Genomic DNA, 17,263 nt, shown 5'->3' with positions numbered 1-17,263 from the left:
GGTCGCCATCAGGTCGAAGGCGACCTTGACCGCGCCGAGACGCCCTGCGCCGAGCGCATGGTCCAACGCGTCCCGCCAACGGTCCAACGGGTAGGTCGCCGACACAACCCCGTCCAGCGGGGCAGTTGCCGCGAGCTCCAGTGCCCGAACGAAGTCCGGCCGATCCGACGCCGGGTCATCCGGCCGCTGTGCGGGCACGTCCGCGGGCACGTCCGCGGGCCGGGGTCGACCGACGCTGGAGGCGTAAGTGCCCACCAGCTCCAGTTCCCGGAACCACAGCGGGGTCAGATCGACCGAACCGGTGGGAACCCCCGACAGCACCACCCGCCCACCGGCACGGGTGACGCGCAGCGCCGTTGACAGCGACGACGCGCTACCGGCGCAGTCGATCGCAATGTCCACACCGCCGAGCAGATACGGCGGCCCGACATCCGGTTCCAGTTTGAGCGCACGGGTGCCGCGGCGCACGCCGCCGACCGCGGACGCCGGCGGAAGGATCTCATCCGCTCCGAACCGCCGCGCCAGCTCTACCTGATGGCGGTGCTTGGCCACGACCGTGACCCGGCCGGCCCTGGTGTAGGCGCGCAGCGCCAGCAAGGTCAACAACCCCACCGAACCGGCACCGATGATCAGAACCCGGTCACCGTCGGCGACCCGGGCCCGCAGCGCGGTATGTACGGCGCACGCGAGCGGCTCGACCAGGACCGCCCGCTCGTCGGGCAGGTCCGCCGGGACCGGGTACAGCTGCGAACGGTGGGCGACCAGTGCCCGGCTCCACCCGCCGCCGGTCTGCGCGCAGGAGCCGGTCTGCAGGCCGGGGGACAGGTGACCGGAGGTGACCCGATCGCAGCGGCTGGTGTGTCCGGCGGCGCAGCCGGCGCAGACCGCGACGCCGCGGGCCGCGCAGCCCAGAACCGGGTCGAGCACCACCCTGCTGCCGGCCGGCAGCTCGGTGCCGTCCGCAAGGGTCACATCCGTCTGGGTGTCGGCCACGATCTCATGCCCGGGGACGAAGGGCATGGACACCAGGGATGTGAAGTAGAACGACGACTGCCCGGTGACGGTGACCAGGTCCGAACCGCAGATCCCCGACAGCCGTGGACGGATCGTGACCCATCCCTCGCCCGGCAGAGCCGGGGCGGGCCCGTCGGTCAACCGCAGCGGCGCCGTCGTCGCGGCCGCGGCGCCGGCCAGGGCGGGTAGTCGACCCGACACCGCCCGGGTGGCCAGGTAGCGGGGCATGGAACGGTACAGCTCCAACGCGCGGCTCACCGGTCGGCTCCCAACCGTGATGTGCGGACGCGAACCGGGCCGCCCGCGGGCGAGCCGCCGACGCCAGCGTGAGCTGCGCCGGCATGAGCGTTGCGCTCACGCCGGCTGCCGACCACTGCACGTGGTTCGCCACGGGTCGAGGCCCACTCCTCGATCGGCCAGCCGGATCGGCGGGCCACCCGGTACAGCGGCAGGTCCGGATTGACCGCGACCGGGTTGCCGACGGCACGCAACATCGGCAGATCCGACTGGCTGTCGGCGTATGCCCAGGACGCCGACAGGTCGGCTCCCACCCGTTTGGCATAGTGATCCAGCCAGGCGGCCCGGGAGTCACCGACCAGCGGTGCCGAGACCAGACGGCCGGTGGCGCGCCCGTCCGTCCCGACTGCGAGCCGGGTAGCGACGACCTCGTCGAACAGTGGCGCCAGCGGACGGGTGAGGACCTCGACCGCGCCGGTCAGCAGGACGGTCCGGTGCCCGGCGTCCCGATGCTCGCGGATCCGGCGGATCGCCCCCGCCTTCACCCGGCGCAGCAGGATGTCACCGGCGACCTCGTCGACGAGACGGGCGAGCTCGTCGGGGTCTGCGCCGGCATAGCGCGTGTACACCGCCCGGATGAGATGTCCCCGGTCGCGCCGCTCGGCCCGCACATAACCGGGCAGCGCGCGGGCGAGCTGGGCGAGTTCGCGTCCGCGCGCCGCGAGGCTCTGGTCGGTCAGCCGCAGCCACAGATACGACTCGACCACGGTCGAGGACACCAGCGTCCCGTCCAGATCGAACACCGCGAGCGTGTCCGGGCCGCCGACCAGGGCGTGCGACGCCCGCCGGGCCGCGGCCGCGGGTTTGTCCGGACCGCGGAACGTCGAGGTGACACTCGGAAAGTGGATCTCCTGCAGGTAGGTGCGCCAGTCGTAGCAGGCCGGATCGAAGCCGAACCGCTCAGTGTCGCCCGGGTCGAGGCTCTGGGCCAGCGCGCGGGTCGCGTCGTCGACGTAGACCAGCTCCGCCTTGGTGTAAGAACGGTAGAGGTCCTGGTAGCGCCGCAGGAACGCCAGCCGCTCATCGAGCTGCTCCAGGTCCCGGGCGGCCTGACGGACCCGGTCCGAGCGCGGAGCGTACCCGAGCGCCTTTCCCGCGATCTCCGCGAAACGCTCGCCACGGCGCAGTTGGCTCTCGACCGTGGCAGCGCCGGCGAACCGCCAGTCGGCGGCGGCGATGGCGCCACGACCGGGCTTGGTCAACGGGTGGCGCCCGAAGTATTCGCGGACATTCTCATAAAGGTCACGAAACAACAGCGGATTGCGGAATCCCGAACATACGGTGTAATAGGCCGGGGTCGATGCCGGCGGCGTCGCCGCGGCCGCGGCGAGGATCGCATTGACGACCAGATCGACGGGGATGATGTCGATGATCCCGTCGGGGGATGCGGGGAAGTCCGGCAGCTCCCCGCGACCGTAGGCGAGGATCAGCGGCTCGGCCATCTTGAAGCCCTCGATCCAGCCCGGGAACGGGCGGGCCAACGCGCTCTCGATGATGGACGGACGCATGATGGTCAGCGGCAGACCGTCACGTTCGGCTTCCAGATAGCGCTCGGCCAGTGCCTTGGTGAACGTGTAGCAGTCCGTCCAGCCCAGCACGCGGGCCCGTTCGCCGCCCGCGTCGACGAGCCGGCGCTCCACCCACCTGCGGCGGCGGCGTTCGGCTTCCCGCGAGACCGTCTGCGCGCCGGCCCGGATGTGTTCGGCCTCGGCCTCGGCCCGGAACCGGCGCAGCTCCTGCGGTGCCCGCGAGGCGTCCTCGGCCGCGAGCCGGGCTCGCTGTGCGGCGGCCTGCTCGGCCCGCCAGTCGACGTTGTGCACGAGGCGGCCCTCAGCCACATGCCCCGATCGCAGGCCCGCCACGTACGCCGTGGAGATGTGCACCAGATGAGGTCTCGCGCCGCTGTCTTGGATGGCCCGCAGCAGCTCCTGGACGCCCCCGAGGTTGGTGGCGAAACCCGTGTCGATCGGCGGGTCGAACGACACCTCGCCGGCACAGTGGACGACGACGTCGACATCCGCCGGAATGGCCGGAATCCGTTCGAGATCGCCCTCAAGGACCGTGATCTGGTCGCGCAGCACCCGCTCGACACCATCAGCGCCGATTCGGTCACGCCATGCGGCGAAGGCCGGCTTGGCCACGAGACTCCGAAGGCGGGCTTGTCCATTCCTGCCTGCACGGGGACGGATGAGGACGACCACCCGGGTGTCGGGCAGGTCGGAAAGCAGCCGTTCCAGCAGCGCCTCGCCCACGAAACCGGTCGCTCCCGTGACGAGGACACGCTTGCCCGCGAGCCGCTCGGCCAGCCCCACGCCTCACCTCTTCCGTAATGAACACTGGTGGGCCACAGTAGGGGACGCCGGTGTTCTGGGCCGAAGCCGCCTCATGCCCACGTGGTTGCATCCAACCAGGCAACACCGATGGTCACGGACAACCTACCGTTGGACATCCCTAAGAGTGCCCGACAACAAGGGAGTGGATCAATGAGTAGGGCTGAGGTGCGTAGATCGCGAGGTACGAGGAGTGCGGACGAGGGCACGACGCATCGATCATCGGCGGTCTGCGTACGCTCCTGATCGTGTTGGAAGACCTTGACCGCGAGATCGTCCGCCTGCTGTGCCGGGACGGACGGATGAGCTACACCGACCTGGGCCGAGCCACCGGCCTTTCCGTGTCCGCGGTTCACCAGCGGGTGCGACGACTTGAGCAACGGGGTGTGATCACCTCTTATGCGGCCCTGGTCGACGCCTCCCAGATCGGGCTCCCGCTCACCGCATTCATCTCCATCAAACCGATCGACCCGAGCCAGCCCGACGACGCGCCGGACCGCCTGCGCGGCCTGGACACGATCGAGGCATGCCACAGCGTGGCCGGCGAGGAGAGCTATCTGCTCAAGGTCCGGGTCGCGGGTCCGGGCAACCTGGAGGGCCTGCTGCAGGAGATCCGCGCCGCGGCGAACGTCTCCACCCGCACGATGGTCGTCTTGTCCACCCCGTACGAGGCCCGGCCACCCGCGCTGTAGCACCCGGCCAAAGGCCACGCGATCATGACCCTTCCCGCGCGGCCGGAGGCCTCAAGAGTGGCCACCCGGCCAAAGGCCACGCGATCATGACCCTTCCCGCGCGGCCGGAGGCCTCAAGAGTGGCCACCCGGCCAAAGGCCACGCGATCATGGCCCTTCCCGCGCGGCCTACGGCCTCACAGGCCGCCGGCGACCACAACGGGTTCACAGCGGGCAGACTGGCAGCCGTGACCGACATGTCGTCGAACCCGGGAGCCGCCAGAAGACCGGGACCGGCCCAGGGATCTGGAGGGCCGAAGGGCGCGCGACGATCGTCAGATCGTGCGCCCGCAGGCCGCAGTCCCCGAAGCACTGGTGGCAGCCGCGTCCTCTATCGCGGTGGCCGTGTGCACAGCCCGACCGCGCCGTTCGCGACCGCGATGCTGGTCGACCACGACACGGTTGCCTGGATCGGCTCTGCCGCGGCTGCCGAGGCGATGAACCTCGACGAGACCGTCGAGGAGATCGTGGAGCTCGACGACGCCCTGGTCACCCCAGCGTTCGTGGACGCCCACGTGCACGTGACCGCGACGGGACTTGCCCTGAGCGGTCTCGACCTGACCTCGGCGCGATCCCTGGCGGCCGCGCTGGACCAGCTCGCCGACCACGTCAAGCAGCATCCCGCGACCACAGTGCTCGGCACCGGCTGGGACGACACGGCCTGGCCGGAAGACCGCCCGCCCAGTGCCGCCGAGCTCGACCGGGCGGCCGGGGGAGCGGCGGTCTACCTCTCCCGCATCGACGGTCACTGCGCCGTCGTGTCCGCAGCGCTGGCAGACCGCAGCGGCGCCGCCAGCAGGTCGGGATGGCTCGGCGATGGCCGCTGCCAGGGCGAAGCCCACCACGTCGCCCGCCGCGCCGCATACGAGAGCGTGTCGGCCGGGCAGCGGCGGGCCGCCCAGCGGCGCGTGCGCGCCCACGCCGCTGGGCTGGGCATCGCGGCGCTGCACGAGATGGCGGGGCCGGAGGTCTCCGACGCCGACGACCTCAGCGACCTGCTCGCGCTCGCGTCCGCCGAGGCGGGCCCCGTCATCCACGGGTACTGGGCCGGGGATGTCGAGACCGCGGTGGCGCTCGGCGTCGGGCTCGGTGGCGACCTGTTCGTCGACGGCTCGCTGGGATCACACACCGCGGCGTTGCGGGTCGCATACGCGGACGCACCCGGCGACCACGGCGTGGTTCAGCTGGATGCGGACGCGGTGTACGAGGTGGTGGTCCGGGCCAGCGAGGCGGGTCTGCAGGCCGGCTTCCACGCCATCGGCGACGCGGCCCTCGACATCGTCCTGGACGGTTGTGAACGAGCGGCCGACAAGGTCGGGTTGTCCCGGGTCCTGGCCGCACGCCACCGCGTCGAACACTGCGAGATGGCCGATGTCACCCAGATCGCCCGGATGGCCGGTCTCGGCCTGGTAGCCGGCGTGCAGCCCGCGTTCGACGCCTGTTGGGGGGGTCCGGACGGGATGTACGCACGGCGGCTGGGAGCCGACCGCGCCCGGGCGATGAACCCGTTGGCGGCGATGGCCGCCGCCGGCGTCGTCCTGGCATTGTCCTCGGATGCTCCGGTGACCCCGCTGGACCCGTGGGGTGGTGTGCGCGCCGCGGTCGCACACCACACACCGGCCTCCGCGCTCAGCGCCCGGGCGGCGTTCTCGGCCGCGACGAGAGGCGGCTGGCGAGCGGCCCGCGCGGACGGTGACGGCAGCGGGGTGCTCGCACCGGGCGCGCCGGCGACGTTCGCGGTGTGGCAGGTGGCGGGGGAGCTGGTCGTCCAAGTGCCCGACGAGCGGGTCACGGCATGGTCCACCGATCCACGGGCGGGCATAGCGGGGCTCCCTGACCTTGACGGCCCGGACCCGACATGTCTGCGCACGGTCGTGCGTGGCACGGTCGTCCACGATCTGTCGGCCCGGCCGGGGTGACCCCACCCGGATGATCCCAACCAGATGATCCCAACCAGATGATCACGAACCGATGACACGGACTGCGACGGCGAGGACTTCGAAAGGCCCCGGACCGTCCTTCGGACCGATCCCCTGCCCGCCGGATGCGGGCGGGGGATCGTTGTCTAGGGGACGACCGGGACCCTTCGGGCTGCCTTGCAGCTCCCCCTTCGCCGGCGGTGACGAACTTCCTGTCCGACCCCACCGCCGACCGGGCCTGGTACCGGGTGGCCGTGGACGCACGTGCGCCCGACGACCACCGGCCGGTCTGCCGACAGGGAAGGCGCTGACGCAGCCGCCTCACGAGTGGACGACATGGACCGTACCCGTCCTGACTCCGCTTGTGTCAACTGGGCGTTCCATCTGCGTCTATTTCCTGTTTCCCCAGGTCAGCGAGATCTTCGCTGCGAACCGCGGTTGCGCTGGTGCTGTTGGCGACCTGGGCATGTCGCGCGCTGGACATGGTTGCCCTCATCGCAGACAGAACAAATTCACAACCAATTAACTACTCAACGCGATAACCAGGCCTTCGTTGACCACTATTCGCCCACCATTCGCAACGCTTGGTTGCTGACCACGCCGGCGGCGCATGAAATGCGAAGACGCGCAGAGCAGCTGTTTGCATGCTGTGCGTAGTAGCGTCAGTGCCTGTTCCGGCCGGATCCGATCCGCCGGACGACCGATTCCCGATACCCGGGATTGCGTGTACCCGTGGTGCTGCGTGTACGGGATTCCGCCGGCCCGAATACTCGATCATCTCGCGTGACCCAGGAGCAGCCATGACCATCACGGACATCACCTGCGGTGGCGCCACCCACTCCAGCGCGACCCGTGGCGCCCGCCACAAGAAAAAGCCCGACCATACCCGGAGGACATCGATGACCTGGCTGGCACTGTTGGCCGCGATAGCCTGTGACGTTGCAGCCACCTATGCGCTCGCCGCGTCCCACGGATTCCGCAACCTGATGCCCTCGATGCTTGCCGTGGTCGGATTTCTCCTGACCACCTACCTGTTCGCGATCGCGCTCACCGGGCTGGGTCCGAGTATCTCGTATGCGGCTTTCGGTGCGCTTGGCACCGCGTCGGTCGCCGTCATCGGCATTGCCATGGGAGCGGAAACCGCAAACTGGATCAAAATCGGATCCCTCACTCTGATCATCATCGGCGTGGCGCTGTTGCCACTCGCCGACCGCCGGGATGCCGTCGGCCACCACCGAGCCGACTATGGGCAGGGCGACCGCGGGCAGGCCGACCACCGCGGGGTCGACCCCGGACAACCGACTCCCGAGCGCGCGGGCAGCGCCCGTCCAGGAACGGGGACCGGGACCGGGACCGGCTGACACGATCGCGGGTGGGCAATCCGCCGACCCGGTCGATCCCCGGCGCAGCGGTGACCGACACTGGGACTGTGACAGCCCAGGACATGCCGGCCGCGGGTCGCACCGGCGCAGGCTCACCGCTGCTGCGTACAGCCGGCGCCCGGGCCCGCCGCCTGACCCGGCCGTCGCTCGCCGTCGCGGCCGGAATCACGCTGTACCTGGCATTCCCCCCGGTGGGGCTCTGGCCGCTGGCACCGGTCGCGGTGGCCGCCTTCACCCTGCTGGTACGCGGAGTGCCGCTGGCGCGCTCGGCCGGTCTGGGCATGCTGTTCGGCTTTGCGTTCATGCTGTCGATGCTGCGTTTCGTCATATTCGTCGGGGTTGATGGCTGGGTCGTGCTCTCGGTCGCTGAAGCCGCCCTGCTCGCGTTGGTGGCGCCCGCGACGACGCTGGTCACTCGGGTGCGTGGCTGGCCGTTGTGGGTCGCCGCGGTGTGGGTCGGTCAGGAGGCGCTGCGTGGACGCGCACCGTTCGGCGGGTTCCCGTGGGGAAAGCTGGCCTTCAGCCAGGGCGACACACCACTGACGCCCCTGGCGGCACTCGGCGGCTCCCCGCTGGTGACCGCCGCCGTCGCCGGCTGCGGCGCACTGCTCGCCGCCGCCGTTGTCGCCATGGGCCCGCTCGGCACGTCCATCGTGGCTGCCGGGCGCGTCCAGGGACGACGACGGGCCACGATCGCGGCCTGGCCGCTGGTGCTCCGGGGACTGCGGCCCCCGGGCACGCGATCTGACGCGCGATCTGACGATCGTCGCGCCGCACCCTTCGGCTTTCTGGGCGCCGCCGTAGCCGTGGCCCTGGTCGGGCTCGCCGTACCGCTGCCCAGCGCCGCGCAGGCCGGCACGGCACAGGTCGCAGCCATCCAGGGCAACGTGCCGCGCGCTGGTGGCCTGGACGCACTCGGACGCATGTTTCAGGTCACCGCCAACCACGTGGCAGCGACCGAACGCCTCGGGGCGGATGTCACGGCCGGGCGCACCCCGCATCCGGACCTCGTCCTGTGGCCGGAGAACGCCTCCGACGTCGACCCGTTCGCGGACCCCCGCGCCGCCGCCATGCTCGACCGGGCGGCGCGGGCGGTGGGCGCCCCCATCCTCATCGGCGCGGTCCTCGACGGGCCGGGTAAGGGGAAGGTGCGCAACGCGGGTCTGGGCTGGAACGCCGACGGCTGGACCGGCCAGATATACGTCAAACAGCATCCGGTGCCGTTCGCGGAGTATCTGCCGGGCCGGGCCGTCCTGGAAAAGCTCGTCAAGCGGTTCGCCACCGAGATGCCCAACGACTTCGTGCACGGTAACGGCGTCGGAACGGTCACCATCGGCGGAGTCACGATCGGCGACGTCATCTGCTTCGAAGTGGCCTATGACGGTCTTGTCCGCGATGCCGTCGACGCGGGAGCGCGACTACTGGTCGTACAGACCAACAACGCCTCGTTCGGACGCAAAGGCGAAAGCGAGCAGCAGTTGGCAATGACACGACTACGAGCGGTGGAACACGGGCGGGCCGCTGTCCAGGTGTCCACCAGCGGTCAGAGCGCGATCATCGGACCTGACGGCCGGATCGTCGCAGAGTCCGGCCTGTACGAGACCGCTGTCCTGACCGCCTCGCTCCCGCTGCGCACGAGCCGAACGCTCGCCGACCGCGTCGGCGTCGGCCCGGAGATGCTTCTGGTGATTCTTGGGCTACTCGCTGTAGCGTTCGGCCTGCGGGCGGGGCAGCCTTCCCGTGGGCGGAGGGGCCCAGACGCCGATACCGCCACCGATTCGGCCGACGACACCGCCGACGACACCGCTGGCGACACCGAAAGGAGACGCGTGGACGACGAGCGCGTTCTCGTGTGTGTTCCGACCTATAACGAGCGGGAGAGCCTTCACAACACGGTCATGCGGCTACGCGCGGCCAACCCGGACGTGGATCTCCTGATCATCGACGACGCGAGCCCCGACGGCACCGGGAAGATCGCCGATGGGATCGCAGCGGCCGATCCGCGCGTGCACGTGCTCCACCGCGACGCCAAGAACGGCCTCGGCGCAGCCTATGTGGCCGGTTTCGACTGGGGACTGCGCCACGGCTACGACATCCTGGTCGAAATGGACGCTGACGGCTCCCACCAGCCCGAGGAACTCCCGCGCCTGCTCGCCGCCCTGCGAGACGCCGATCTGGTGATCGGTTCCCGGTGGATCGCCGGGGGCGAGGTACGCAACTGGCCGCGCTCACGCCTGCTGCTCTCACGCGGAGCCAACGCCTACGTGCGGGCCGCCCTCGGCATGCCGCTGGCGGACGCCACCGCCGGCTTCCGGGCGTACCGGGCACGGGTCCTTCAAAGCCGCGACCTGGGGCAGGTGGCATCACAGGGGTATTGTTTCCAGGTAGACCTCACCTGGCAGGCGTGGCGATCGGGGTTCCGGATCCTGGAGGTACCGATCACTTTTGTCGAACGCGAACACGGACGATCGAAGATGAGCCGCGCGATCGTGGCGGAAGCCCTGTGGCGGGTCACCTGGTGGGCTCTGACGACCCGTCACGGCCGGCTGGCCGCGCCCGGCGAGCGCCACCGCCGGGCCGAGGATGCCGCGAAGGGCACCGCGTACGTTCCCACCGCCCGCGGGGACGCCGCGGGCCACTCCGACCGCTCGACGACCGGCGTGTCTCGGTGAGCCGTGCCCTCGTGAACACGGCCCTCGTGCGCTGCGTGCGTGGGAACACGGTGCGTGCGAACAGGGTGCGTGGGAACACGGTGAACATGCGTGTGGCCGACCGGAGGAACCGGTCGGCCACATCAGCTGTCGACCGCTGCCACCGCGACGGGCGCGTCAGGCGGAGCGGCGGTCCTGACCGGTGCCCCGCAGAACTGCAAGTCGCTCGGCCAGAACCTCTTCGAGGTCGTCGGTGGTACGCCGCTCCATGAGCATGTCCCAATGGGTGCGCGGGGGCTTGCTCTTCTTCGGCTCCGGGACCTCGCCGTTGACGATGACCGACCCAGCACCACAGACACGGCACTCCCAGACCGCCGGGACCTCGGCCTCGGCAGCGAAGGGCATGGTGAACTGGTGGCCGTTCGGGCAGTCGTAGGACGCGGTCTGGCGTGGCGCGAGTTCGGTGCTGCGATCCGTCTCGTAGGACACCGCACCTAGCCGGCTGCCTCGCAGGATGCGCTCGCCCATAAAAAACCCTCCCGAGCGTCGGTACCAGTGAGGAACTCAGAATCACCAACGCACAGACCCTGTTGGACGTTCCCACGAGGACAAGGCCGGTAACGAGATCGTGCTCACACTGCGTAGAAGAACGATCGCCGTGATGCCGATTCCCGCCACGCACAGTCTGCGTGTGGCGCTGCTCGGCGTCACACGATGCGCTATCGGTGTCGGCTTGCTGACACATCCCGCCGGATTCGCACGGATCGCCGGGATAGACCGGGTAACCGCCGAACGGACGACATGGATAACACAAGTGGCGGCCGTCCGTGATCTGGCTCTCGGCGCCGGGTTGCTCACAGCGTTCACCCGAGGAGAACCCGAACAGATTCAGACCTGGTTGTGGGCGGGAATGCTCGTCGACGCGGCTGATGCGGCCCTGCTGGTCGTCGCCGGGGCACGCCGTGAGGTCGCTCCGCTGCCCGCGGCGGTCGTGGTGGCGGCAGCCGCGTGTGGCCTTGCCGGCGCAGGTCCGGTTGCCGTGTCGAGATCCCGGAACAAAGCTGAAACATCAGACGTCACATAGTCACGTAACCGATGCCGTTGCGCGCCGAAGGCCTCGACGCGCCGGTCGGCAAAGCCTGACACCGATGACAGGGAGAGCACCGTGACAGCGGAGCAGGTCGTGAAGACTGATGAGGAGTGGCGCCGGGAGCTTGCGCCGGAGCGGTACGCCGTGCTGCGTGATGCCGCGACCGAGCCGCCCTTCACCGGCGCATACACCTACAGCAAGGAAACCGGAACCTACCGTTGCGGCGCCTGCGGCAACGCCTTGTTCGACTCGTCCACGAAGTACGAGTCCGGCTCGGGTTGGCCGAGTTTCTTCCAGCCGGCCGTGGCCGAGGCGGTGGAGCTGGTGGAGGACAGGTCACACGGCATGATCCGAACCGAGGTACGGTGCCGACGTTGTGGATCACATCTCGGACATGTGTTCGACGACGGTCCGGAACCGACCGGCCAGCGTTACTGCATGAACTCCCTCGCGCTTGATCTCGACGCGTCGACCTGAGATCTGAAACCTGAGACCTGATGGGTCACAGCGGCGCATGCTCGGCTCCGCTGCGACCCCGGGGCTCCGGTTCGGCCCTCCCCCGTCGCACCCACGAAGCGCCGATAATCGACATTATGTCAAGTAGAGTGCAGGGAGCTCCCCGCGATACCTCAGAAATGCCCATCGGCTGATCCCGGCGACGAGGCTTCTGGACACCGCCGGAGAATCGGGTCAATGGTCCTGCGCCCGACAGGCGCCATCCAAACGCGTGGAAACAGCTTTAAGCTCATGTTTAAGGCGCCGCGGGATGTGTGAGAAAAATCGCTTCCTGCGGGCAGGCGTTCACCCTGTGACTCGCGACACCCGACGCGCTGGTTTATCGGAGGCCCCAAAATTGATATAGCGAGATGGGACGCCCGATCCGGACACGTCCCATCTCCGGACCGCGGGAACGAGGAGTCCTCGTCCTCGATACCGGGGAGATCCCATTTACTGAACACTGAACGTTGACAACGGCGGTGAACGTGACATCGGTGATCGACTGGTTGGACGCACGCGCTCACGAACAACCGCACCAGGTATACCTCAGAGAGGCTCATGGTAACCGCTCTATTACATATGGCGAGATGTTGTCTCTGGTCCGCTGTTGGTGGGCCGATCTGGACGCGGGTGGCCCACCGGCCGGGCGTCGGATCGCGATCGGCGTGTCCGACCCGCTCGACTTCGCGGTCGTCTTCCTGGCGACGATCGCCAGCGGGCGCCATGCTGTACCGCTGGATCCGGACTCGCCACCCGCAGAACTGGAGCGTGCCCTTCGACGCGCACGACCCGACCTGGTGGTGACCGATCGGTCACTACCGATTCCGGCCGGGGTAGGGCAGCTCAACCCGCGCCTGGCGGGTAACCGGTCCGATGACGTCGACGGACAGCCATCCACCGGTGTCGGTCAAGGCCAGGAGATGCGGGGCGGAGTCCTGCTGGCGGGTTCAGGAACGGCCGGACCGTCCACGCAGGTCTTTCTCGACATCGACCAGCTCGCGCACGTCGCCACGACCATCGCCCGCCACCACCAACTGGGCCGCACCGACATCGGCTACAACCCACTGCCGCTGGTACACGTCAACACGCAGGTGGTGGGGCTGCTTGCCACCATGTGCAGCGGCGCCACCCTCGTTCTCGACCGCCGGTTCCGCCGTCGCGGCTTTTGGGCGATGATCGACAGACAGCGGGTGACCTGGATCAACGCCGTTCCGGCGATTCTGGCGCTACTGGCCATAGATCCCCAGGTGGCCCGGGCACATGACTGCCGCGTCCGGTTCGTGCGGTCCGCCGCGGCTCCCCTGCCCGTCGAGGTGTTACGGACGTTCGAGGCCGCAACCGGTATTCCCGTACTGGAGGCGTATGGAATGACCGAGGCCGGAAGCATGATCACGGCTAATCCGCCGCATGGGACCCGCAAGCCGGGGTCGGTGGGCGTGCCGGTCGACAGCGAGGTCCGCGTCGTCGATGACAACGGCACGGTGTGCCCGCCCGACATGATCGGAAAAGTGCAGGTCCGCGGGCCCGGGGTGATCCGCGCCTATACAGGTCCGACCGGCCGCGACGGATTCACCCACGACGGCTGGCTCGACACCGGCGACATCGGTTCCCTCGACTCGGACGGCTACCTTTTCCTGTCCGGCCGCACCGACGACGTGATCAACCGTGGTGGTGAGAAGGTATACCCCCGGGAGGTCGAGGCGATCCTGCTGGCCGACCCACGGGTGCGTCATGCCGCGGTCGTGAGCCGACCGGACGCCGTTCTCGGCGAGGTGCCCGTCGCGCTCGTCGTACCGGTGGACATCCCGGACGCCACGTTGCGCTACGACCTGGCGGAACGCTGCGAGGAAGGCCTCGCCAAATTCAAACGGCCGACCAGCATCGAAATCGTCTCGGACCTTCCGGCCAGACCCACCGACCTGAACCGACGGGAGCGCCGGGCCGAGCCGACCACGGGTCACTCCCACGCGGCCGCCTGACGATCCGCGCCTCCCATCCGGGTCCTGTCCGCATCCCGAGCACACCGACACGCCGATCGCGCCGACACCGAATACCGATCATCGCTGTTTCGTCGCCACCGCCGACCCCTCGGCTTGCTACGGTGCAGTCCGGTCGGCCGTACAGACTGGCCGTCGTCCATACCGACCCGGACGGCGTCCGCGTGGGTACGGGCAACCGCGTGGGCATGGGAAACTTTGGGAATCACCGACAGGTAACAGGCAAAGAGGGTGCTGTGGACGACGAGACACTCGCGGGGTTCCTCGCCGACCTGGCTTCACCCGCGCCGGCGCCGGGCGGCGGAGCAGCCGCTGCCCTCCAGGCCGCACTGGGCGCGGCGCTGGTGAGCATGGTCTGCAATCTGACGATCGGCAAGCCCCGTTACGCCGCGCACGAGACGACGATGCTCGCGGCTCGGACCGAAGCAGACAAGGCCCGGGTCGCGGCGCTGGCGCTCGCCGACGCCGACGCCCGGGCGTTCACAGCCGTCAGCGACGCCTACAAGCTGCCGAAAGACACCGACGGCGAGCGGGCCGAACGCAGTCGGGCGATCCAGGCCGCGCTGGTCGGAGCGGCCGAGGTACCGCTGCGGACGGCGGCGGTGGCGGCGAACGTGGTGGGGCTGTGCGCGGCGATCGTCGACGGCGCGAACGTCAACGTCCTCAGCGACGTGGGGGTGGCGGCCGCGAGTGCACGCGCCGCGTTGGACAGCGCCGCGATCAATGTGCGGGTGAACACCGCGGCGATGACGGACGCGGTCAACCGGGATCGTGCCGCCGCCGTCCTCGCAGACCATCTGACGGCTGTGTCTGGAGCGGACGCAATCGTGCGTATCGTCGGGGAGCGAATCGGATCATGAAATTGCTGGATGGGCGGTCCATGGCCGCCGAAGTCGGCCGGGGCGTGATCGAGAACACCGAACGGCTGCGCCAGAACGGGGTCGTGCCGACGTTGGCGGTGGTATTGCCGACAACCGACGCGGCCGCCCGGTCCTACGTGAAGGTCATCGAGCGCGGCGCCGCCAAGGTGGGTGTGCGCTGCGTGGTCCACGAACTGTCCGGTGACTCCGCGGAGCTCCTGGCCACGGTCGACCGGCTCGCAGCCGACGACGAGGTGCACGGTCTGATCGTGCAGACTCCCCTGCCGTCCGGGCTGTCCGCCAGTGAGATCGGAACCCGCATCCCACCGCACAAGGACGTGGACGGGATGAACCCGCTGAGCCTGGGCCGCCTGGCCCTCGGCCTGCCGGGCTTCGCCCCGGCCACCGCCGCCGCGGTCCTGGAGATCCTGCACCGAGGCGAGATCAAGCTGGAGGGCACTCGGGTGGTGGTGATCGGGCGCAGCCCGGTGGTCGGCAAGCCCGCGGCCCTGCTGTTGCTGGCCGAGGATGCAACCGTGACGGTCTGCCACTCCCGCACGACCGACCTGGCCTCGATCACGCATGAGGCGGACGTCGTGGTCGCCGCCGTAGGCAGACCTAAAATGATCGGCAAGGGGTTCATCCGACCTGGCGCCACCGTGATCGACGTCGGCACGAACGTCACAGAATCGGGCCTGGTCGGCGATGTGGATGCCGATGCGGTGGCAGCTGTGGTGGGAGCTCTCACCCCCGTCCCGGGCGGGGTCGGCCCGGTGACGACGATGTTGCTGCTGGCGAACACCACGAGCGCGGCCAGCCGGTAGTTCGACACCGTCACACCCGCCACCCGCCACGCACATCCGTGGCGCACCTCGGCACCGTACCGCCGTACCGCCGTACCGCCCCTACCGCGTTCAGGCGGTACGGGCGGCGGGTACCCGCGCCGCGAGCCGGACGCGGTTACGTCCGTCGGCCTTGGCCCGGTAGAGCGCCGCGTCAGCGGTCTCCAGCAGGATGGGTAGGTCCACCTCCGTGCCGCTGGCCGTGGCCACACCGACCGAGACGGTCACCGACACGATGACCGCGCCCGCGGACCGGCCATCGACGCGGCAGCGCATTCCAGCCACCTGGCGTCGGATCCGTTCCGCGGCATGGGCGGCGTTGTCCAGGTCGACCTCGCAGAGTAGGACGACGAACTCCTCACCGCCGAACCGGCCGACCAGATCCCGAGGCCGAGTGGCCGCCCGCAGGGCGTCGGCGACCGCAGCGAGAACGACGTCGCCGGTCAGATGGCCGAACTGATCATTGACCCTTTTGAAGTGGTCGATGTCTACGATGAGTACGGACATCGGCCGGCCCGCCCGCCGGACCCGGGTCGCCTCACGTTCGGCTACCTCACGCCAGTACGCCGGGCTGGCCAGCCTGGTCTTGGCGTCGGTACGCGCGGCCGCAAGCAGTTCCGCGTGGAGCAGACCGCGCTGGAGCAGGAGCGCCGGCGGGGTTGCCGCGAGCATGAGCAGCGGATGCGCGGTCCACAGCACGGCGATGACGATCGCGGAACACATCTCGGTGGCGTCGACCGTGAGCATCTCGCGGCCACCGCCCCCGAACGGACGACGCACCGGAACGGGATGCCGGCGCCGCAGTGCGCCATGCAGAAGAATTCTGTTGATCACTGTATAGGTGGCGACGGCGAGAAACAACGCGCCGATGCGCCCGGCGGAACCGACCAGCGTGTCAATTCGGTATGGTCCCTGCGTTGGCGCAAGTGCGAGGTGCACGATGGATGCACAGAAACCGGACACGCCTAGCGCCGCCGCGTTGAAAAGCTGTTTGTACCGTGGCTGCGGGCCGAGCCCGGCCCGGAAGAGGCAGTAGAGCGGAAGGTGCAAGACGGCCGCGTACACCGGTGGGAGTAGGAGCACGACGGGCAGCGTCCAGGTCGACAACAGATCCCGGTACGGCTGATCTTCCCGGTGGCCCGGCGCACCGAGATGCCGCGATGTCTCGATGGCCAGCCGGCCGAGGAGGACGAAGGCCCCGAACGTGAGCAGATCCGCGAATCGGAGGGGGAACTCGACGAGGCCCACCAGCGCGACCGCCAGACACAGAAGATCGATGCCGATGACGTAACGGACCAGCAGCGGGGGAAGAGATCGGATCTCGAAGTCCGCCGTATGGCCGGCCAGCCATTCCCGCACACTTCGGAACACTCGACTCCCGGCCCATCCGGAATGGGAGGGCGAGCGGCATTCAGGCCGATCGATGGATTCCGATCCGACGTCCGATTCAACCGATTCAACCGATTCAACTGCTGTGACTGCTGTGACTGTCATGGACGGGCCACTGCCCGGGACCCGCTGAACCCGACCGGTCGCTGTCGTACCAGGATGCCGCTGAACAACGACGCCAGGCGGGATGCGGGGGGACGCGAGCCGGACAGACGTCGTTCATCGGCATCTTAGTGGTCGGCGCCGGCAGACCCTAGACGAACT

General features: G+C 69.3%; 13 protein-coding genes. 9 read left to right on the top strand and 4 right to left on the bottom strand.

From position 1 onward, the window contains the following. Both U9978_RS14935 and U9978_RS14930 read right to left on the bottom strand, forming a co-directional pair. The coding region (locus tag U9978_RS14935; protein ID WP_322761730.1) for a zinc-dependent alcohol dehydrogenase at positions 1-1,272 on the bottom strand (1,272 nt) is incomplete at its 3' end. Next, positions 1,269-3,623 carry an HAD-IB family hydrolase gene (locus U9978_RS14930; protein ID WP_322761729.1) on the bottom strand — a complete coding sequence of 785 codons (2,355 nt, stop codon included), beginning with the start codon at positions 3,621-3,623 and terminating at the stop codon, positions 1,269-1,271. The genes U9978_RS14930 and U9978_RS14935, both read right to left, overlap by 4 nt. Positions 3,624-3,892: 269 nt before the next feature. Between U9978_RS14930 and U9978_RS14925 the strand changes: the two genes are divergently transcribed. From U9978_RS14925 to lnt, 4 genes are all read left to right on the top strand, one after another. After that, positions 3,893-4,333, top strand: a complete 441-nt coding sequence (locus tag U9978_RS14925; protein WP_322761771.1) for an Lrp/AsnC family transcriptional regulator — start codon at positions 3,893-3,895, stop codon at positions 4,331-4,333. 235 nt (positions 4,334-4,568) lie between these two features. Continuing rightward, positions 4,569-6,290, top strand: coding sequence for an amidohydrolase (locus U9978_RS14920; protein ID WP_416210977.1), 1,722 nt, complete (start codon positions 4,569-4,571; stop codon positions 6,288-6,290). An 800-nt stretch (positions 6,291-7,090) separates the two neighbouring features. Next, positions 7,091-7,651, top strand: a complete 561-nt coding sequence (locus tag U9978_RS14915; protein ID WP_322761728.1) for a multidrug efflux SMR transporter — start codon at positions 7,091-7,093, stop codon at positions 7,649-7,651. Between the two features lie 68 nt (positions 7,652-7,719). Beyond that, positions 7,720-10,344, top strand: coding sequence for an apolipoprotein N-acyltransferase (lnt, locus tag U9978_RS14910; protein WP_322761727.1), 2,625 nt, complete (start codon positions 7,720-7,722; stop codon positions 10,342-10,344). A gap of 156 nt (positions 10,345-10,500) precedes the next feature. Here the strand turns inward: lnt and U9978_RS14905 are convergent, their stop codons facing one another. After that, the gene (locus U9978_RS14905) at positions 10,501-10,851 is read right to left on the bottom strand and encodes an RNA polymerase-binding protein RbpA (protein ID WP_239310521.1); all 351 of its coding nucleotides are present in this window, start codon (positions 10,849-10,851) and stop codon (positions 10,501-10,503) included. Between the two features lie 133 nt (positions 10,852-10,984). On the opposite strand from U9978_RS14905, the gene U9978_RS14900 reads away from it, so the two are divergent. From U9978_RS14900 to U9978_RS14880, 5 genes are all read left to right on the top strand, one after another. Next, the gene (locus U9978_RS14900) at positions 10,985-11,407 is read left to right on the top strand and encodes a DUF4267 domain-containing protein (protein WP_322761726.1); all 423 of its coding nucleotides are present in this window, start codon (positions 10,985-10,987) and stop codon (positions 11,405-11,407) included. A gap of 81 nt (positions 11,408-11,488) precedes the next feature. Then, entirely contained in the window at positions 11,489-11,890 is a 402-nt protein-coding gene (msrB, locus tag U9978_RS14895) for a peptide-methionine (R)-S-oxide reductase MsrB (protein ID WP_322761725.1), read from the top strand. Positions 11,891-12,405: 515 nt separating this feature from the next. Next, positions 12,406-13,890: a class I adenylate-forming enzyme family protein gene (locus tag U9978_RS14890; RefSeq protein ID WP_322761724.1), complete on the top strand. Its 1,485-nt coding sequence runs from the start codon at positions 12,406-12,408 to the stop codon at positions 13,888-13,890. A 254-nt stretch (positions 13,891-14,144) separates the two neighbouring features. After that, a complete protein-coding gene (locus U9978_RS14885; RefSeq protein WP_322761723.1) occupies positions 14,145-14,768 on the top strand; it encodes a cyclodeaminase/cyclohydrolase family protein in 624 nt (207 codons plus the stop codon). After that, complete coding sequence (locus U9978_RS14880) at positions 14,765-15,592, top strand: bifunctional 5,10-methylenetetrahydrofolate dehydrogenase/5,10-methenyltetrahydrofolate cyclohydrolase (RefSeq protein ID WP_322761722.1); 828 nt, start codon at positions 14,765-14,767, stop codon at positions 15,590-15,592. The genes U9978_RS14885 and U9978_RS14880 overlap by 4 nt, the downstream gene beginning before the upstream one ends. A gap of 90 nt (positions 15,593-15,682) precedes the next feature. Here the strand turns inward: U9978_RS14880 and U9978_RS14875 are convergent, their stop codons facing one another. Continuing rightward, complete coding sequence (locus tag U9978_RS14875) at positions 15,683-16,981, bottom strand: GGDEF domain-containing protein (RefSeq protein ID WP_322761721.1); 1,299 nt, start codon at positions 16,979-16,981, stop codon at positions 15,683-15,685. Positions 16,982-17,263 lie beyond the last annotated feature (282 nt).

The sequence above is a fragment of the Protofrankia sp. Cr2 genome (assembly GCF_963555885.1).
Classification (GTDB): domain Bacteria; phylum Actinomycetota; class Actinomycetes; order Frankiales; family Frankiaceae; genus Protofrankia.
The sequence above is the reverse complement of the archived record's forward strand: the minus strand, read 5'-3'. Positions and strand labels throughout refer to the sequence as shown.

Excerpts from the sequence above, each read along its gene's own strand:
- U9978_RS14920 (WP_416210977.1), top strand. The coding sequence starts at position 4,569 with ATGTCGTCGAACCCGGGAGCCGCCAGAAGACCGGGACCGGCCCAGGGA.
- U9978_RS14880 (WP_322761722.1), top strand. The coding sequence starts at position 14,765 with ATGAAATTGCTGGATGGGCGGTCCATGGCCGCCGAAGTCGGCCGGGGC.
- U9978_RS14900 (WP_322761726.1), top strand. The coding sequence starts at position 10,985 with ATGCCGATTCCCGCCACGCACAGTCTGCGTGTGGCGCTGCTCGGCGTC.
- U9978_RS14905 (WP_239310521.1), bottom strand. The coding sequence starts at position 10,851 with ATGGGCGAGCGCATCCTGCGAGGCAGCCGGCTAGGTGCGGTGTCCTAC.
- U9978_RS14915 (WP_322761728.1), top strand. The coding sequence starts at position 7,091 with ATGACCATCACGGACATCACCTGCGGTGGCGCCACCCACTCCAGCGCG.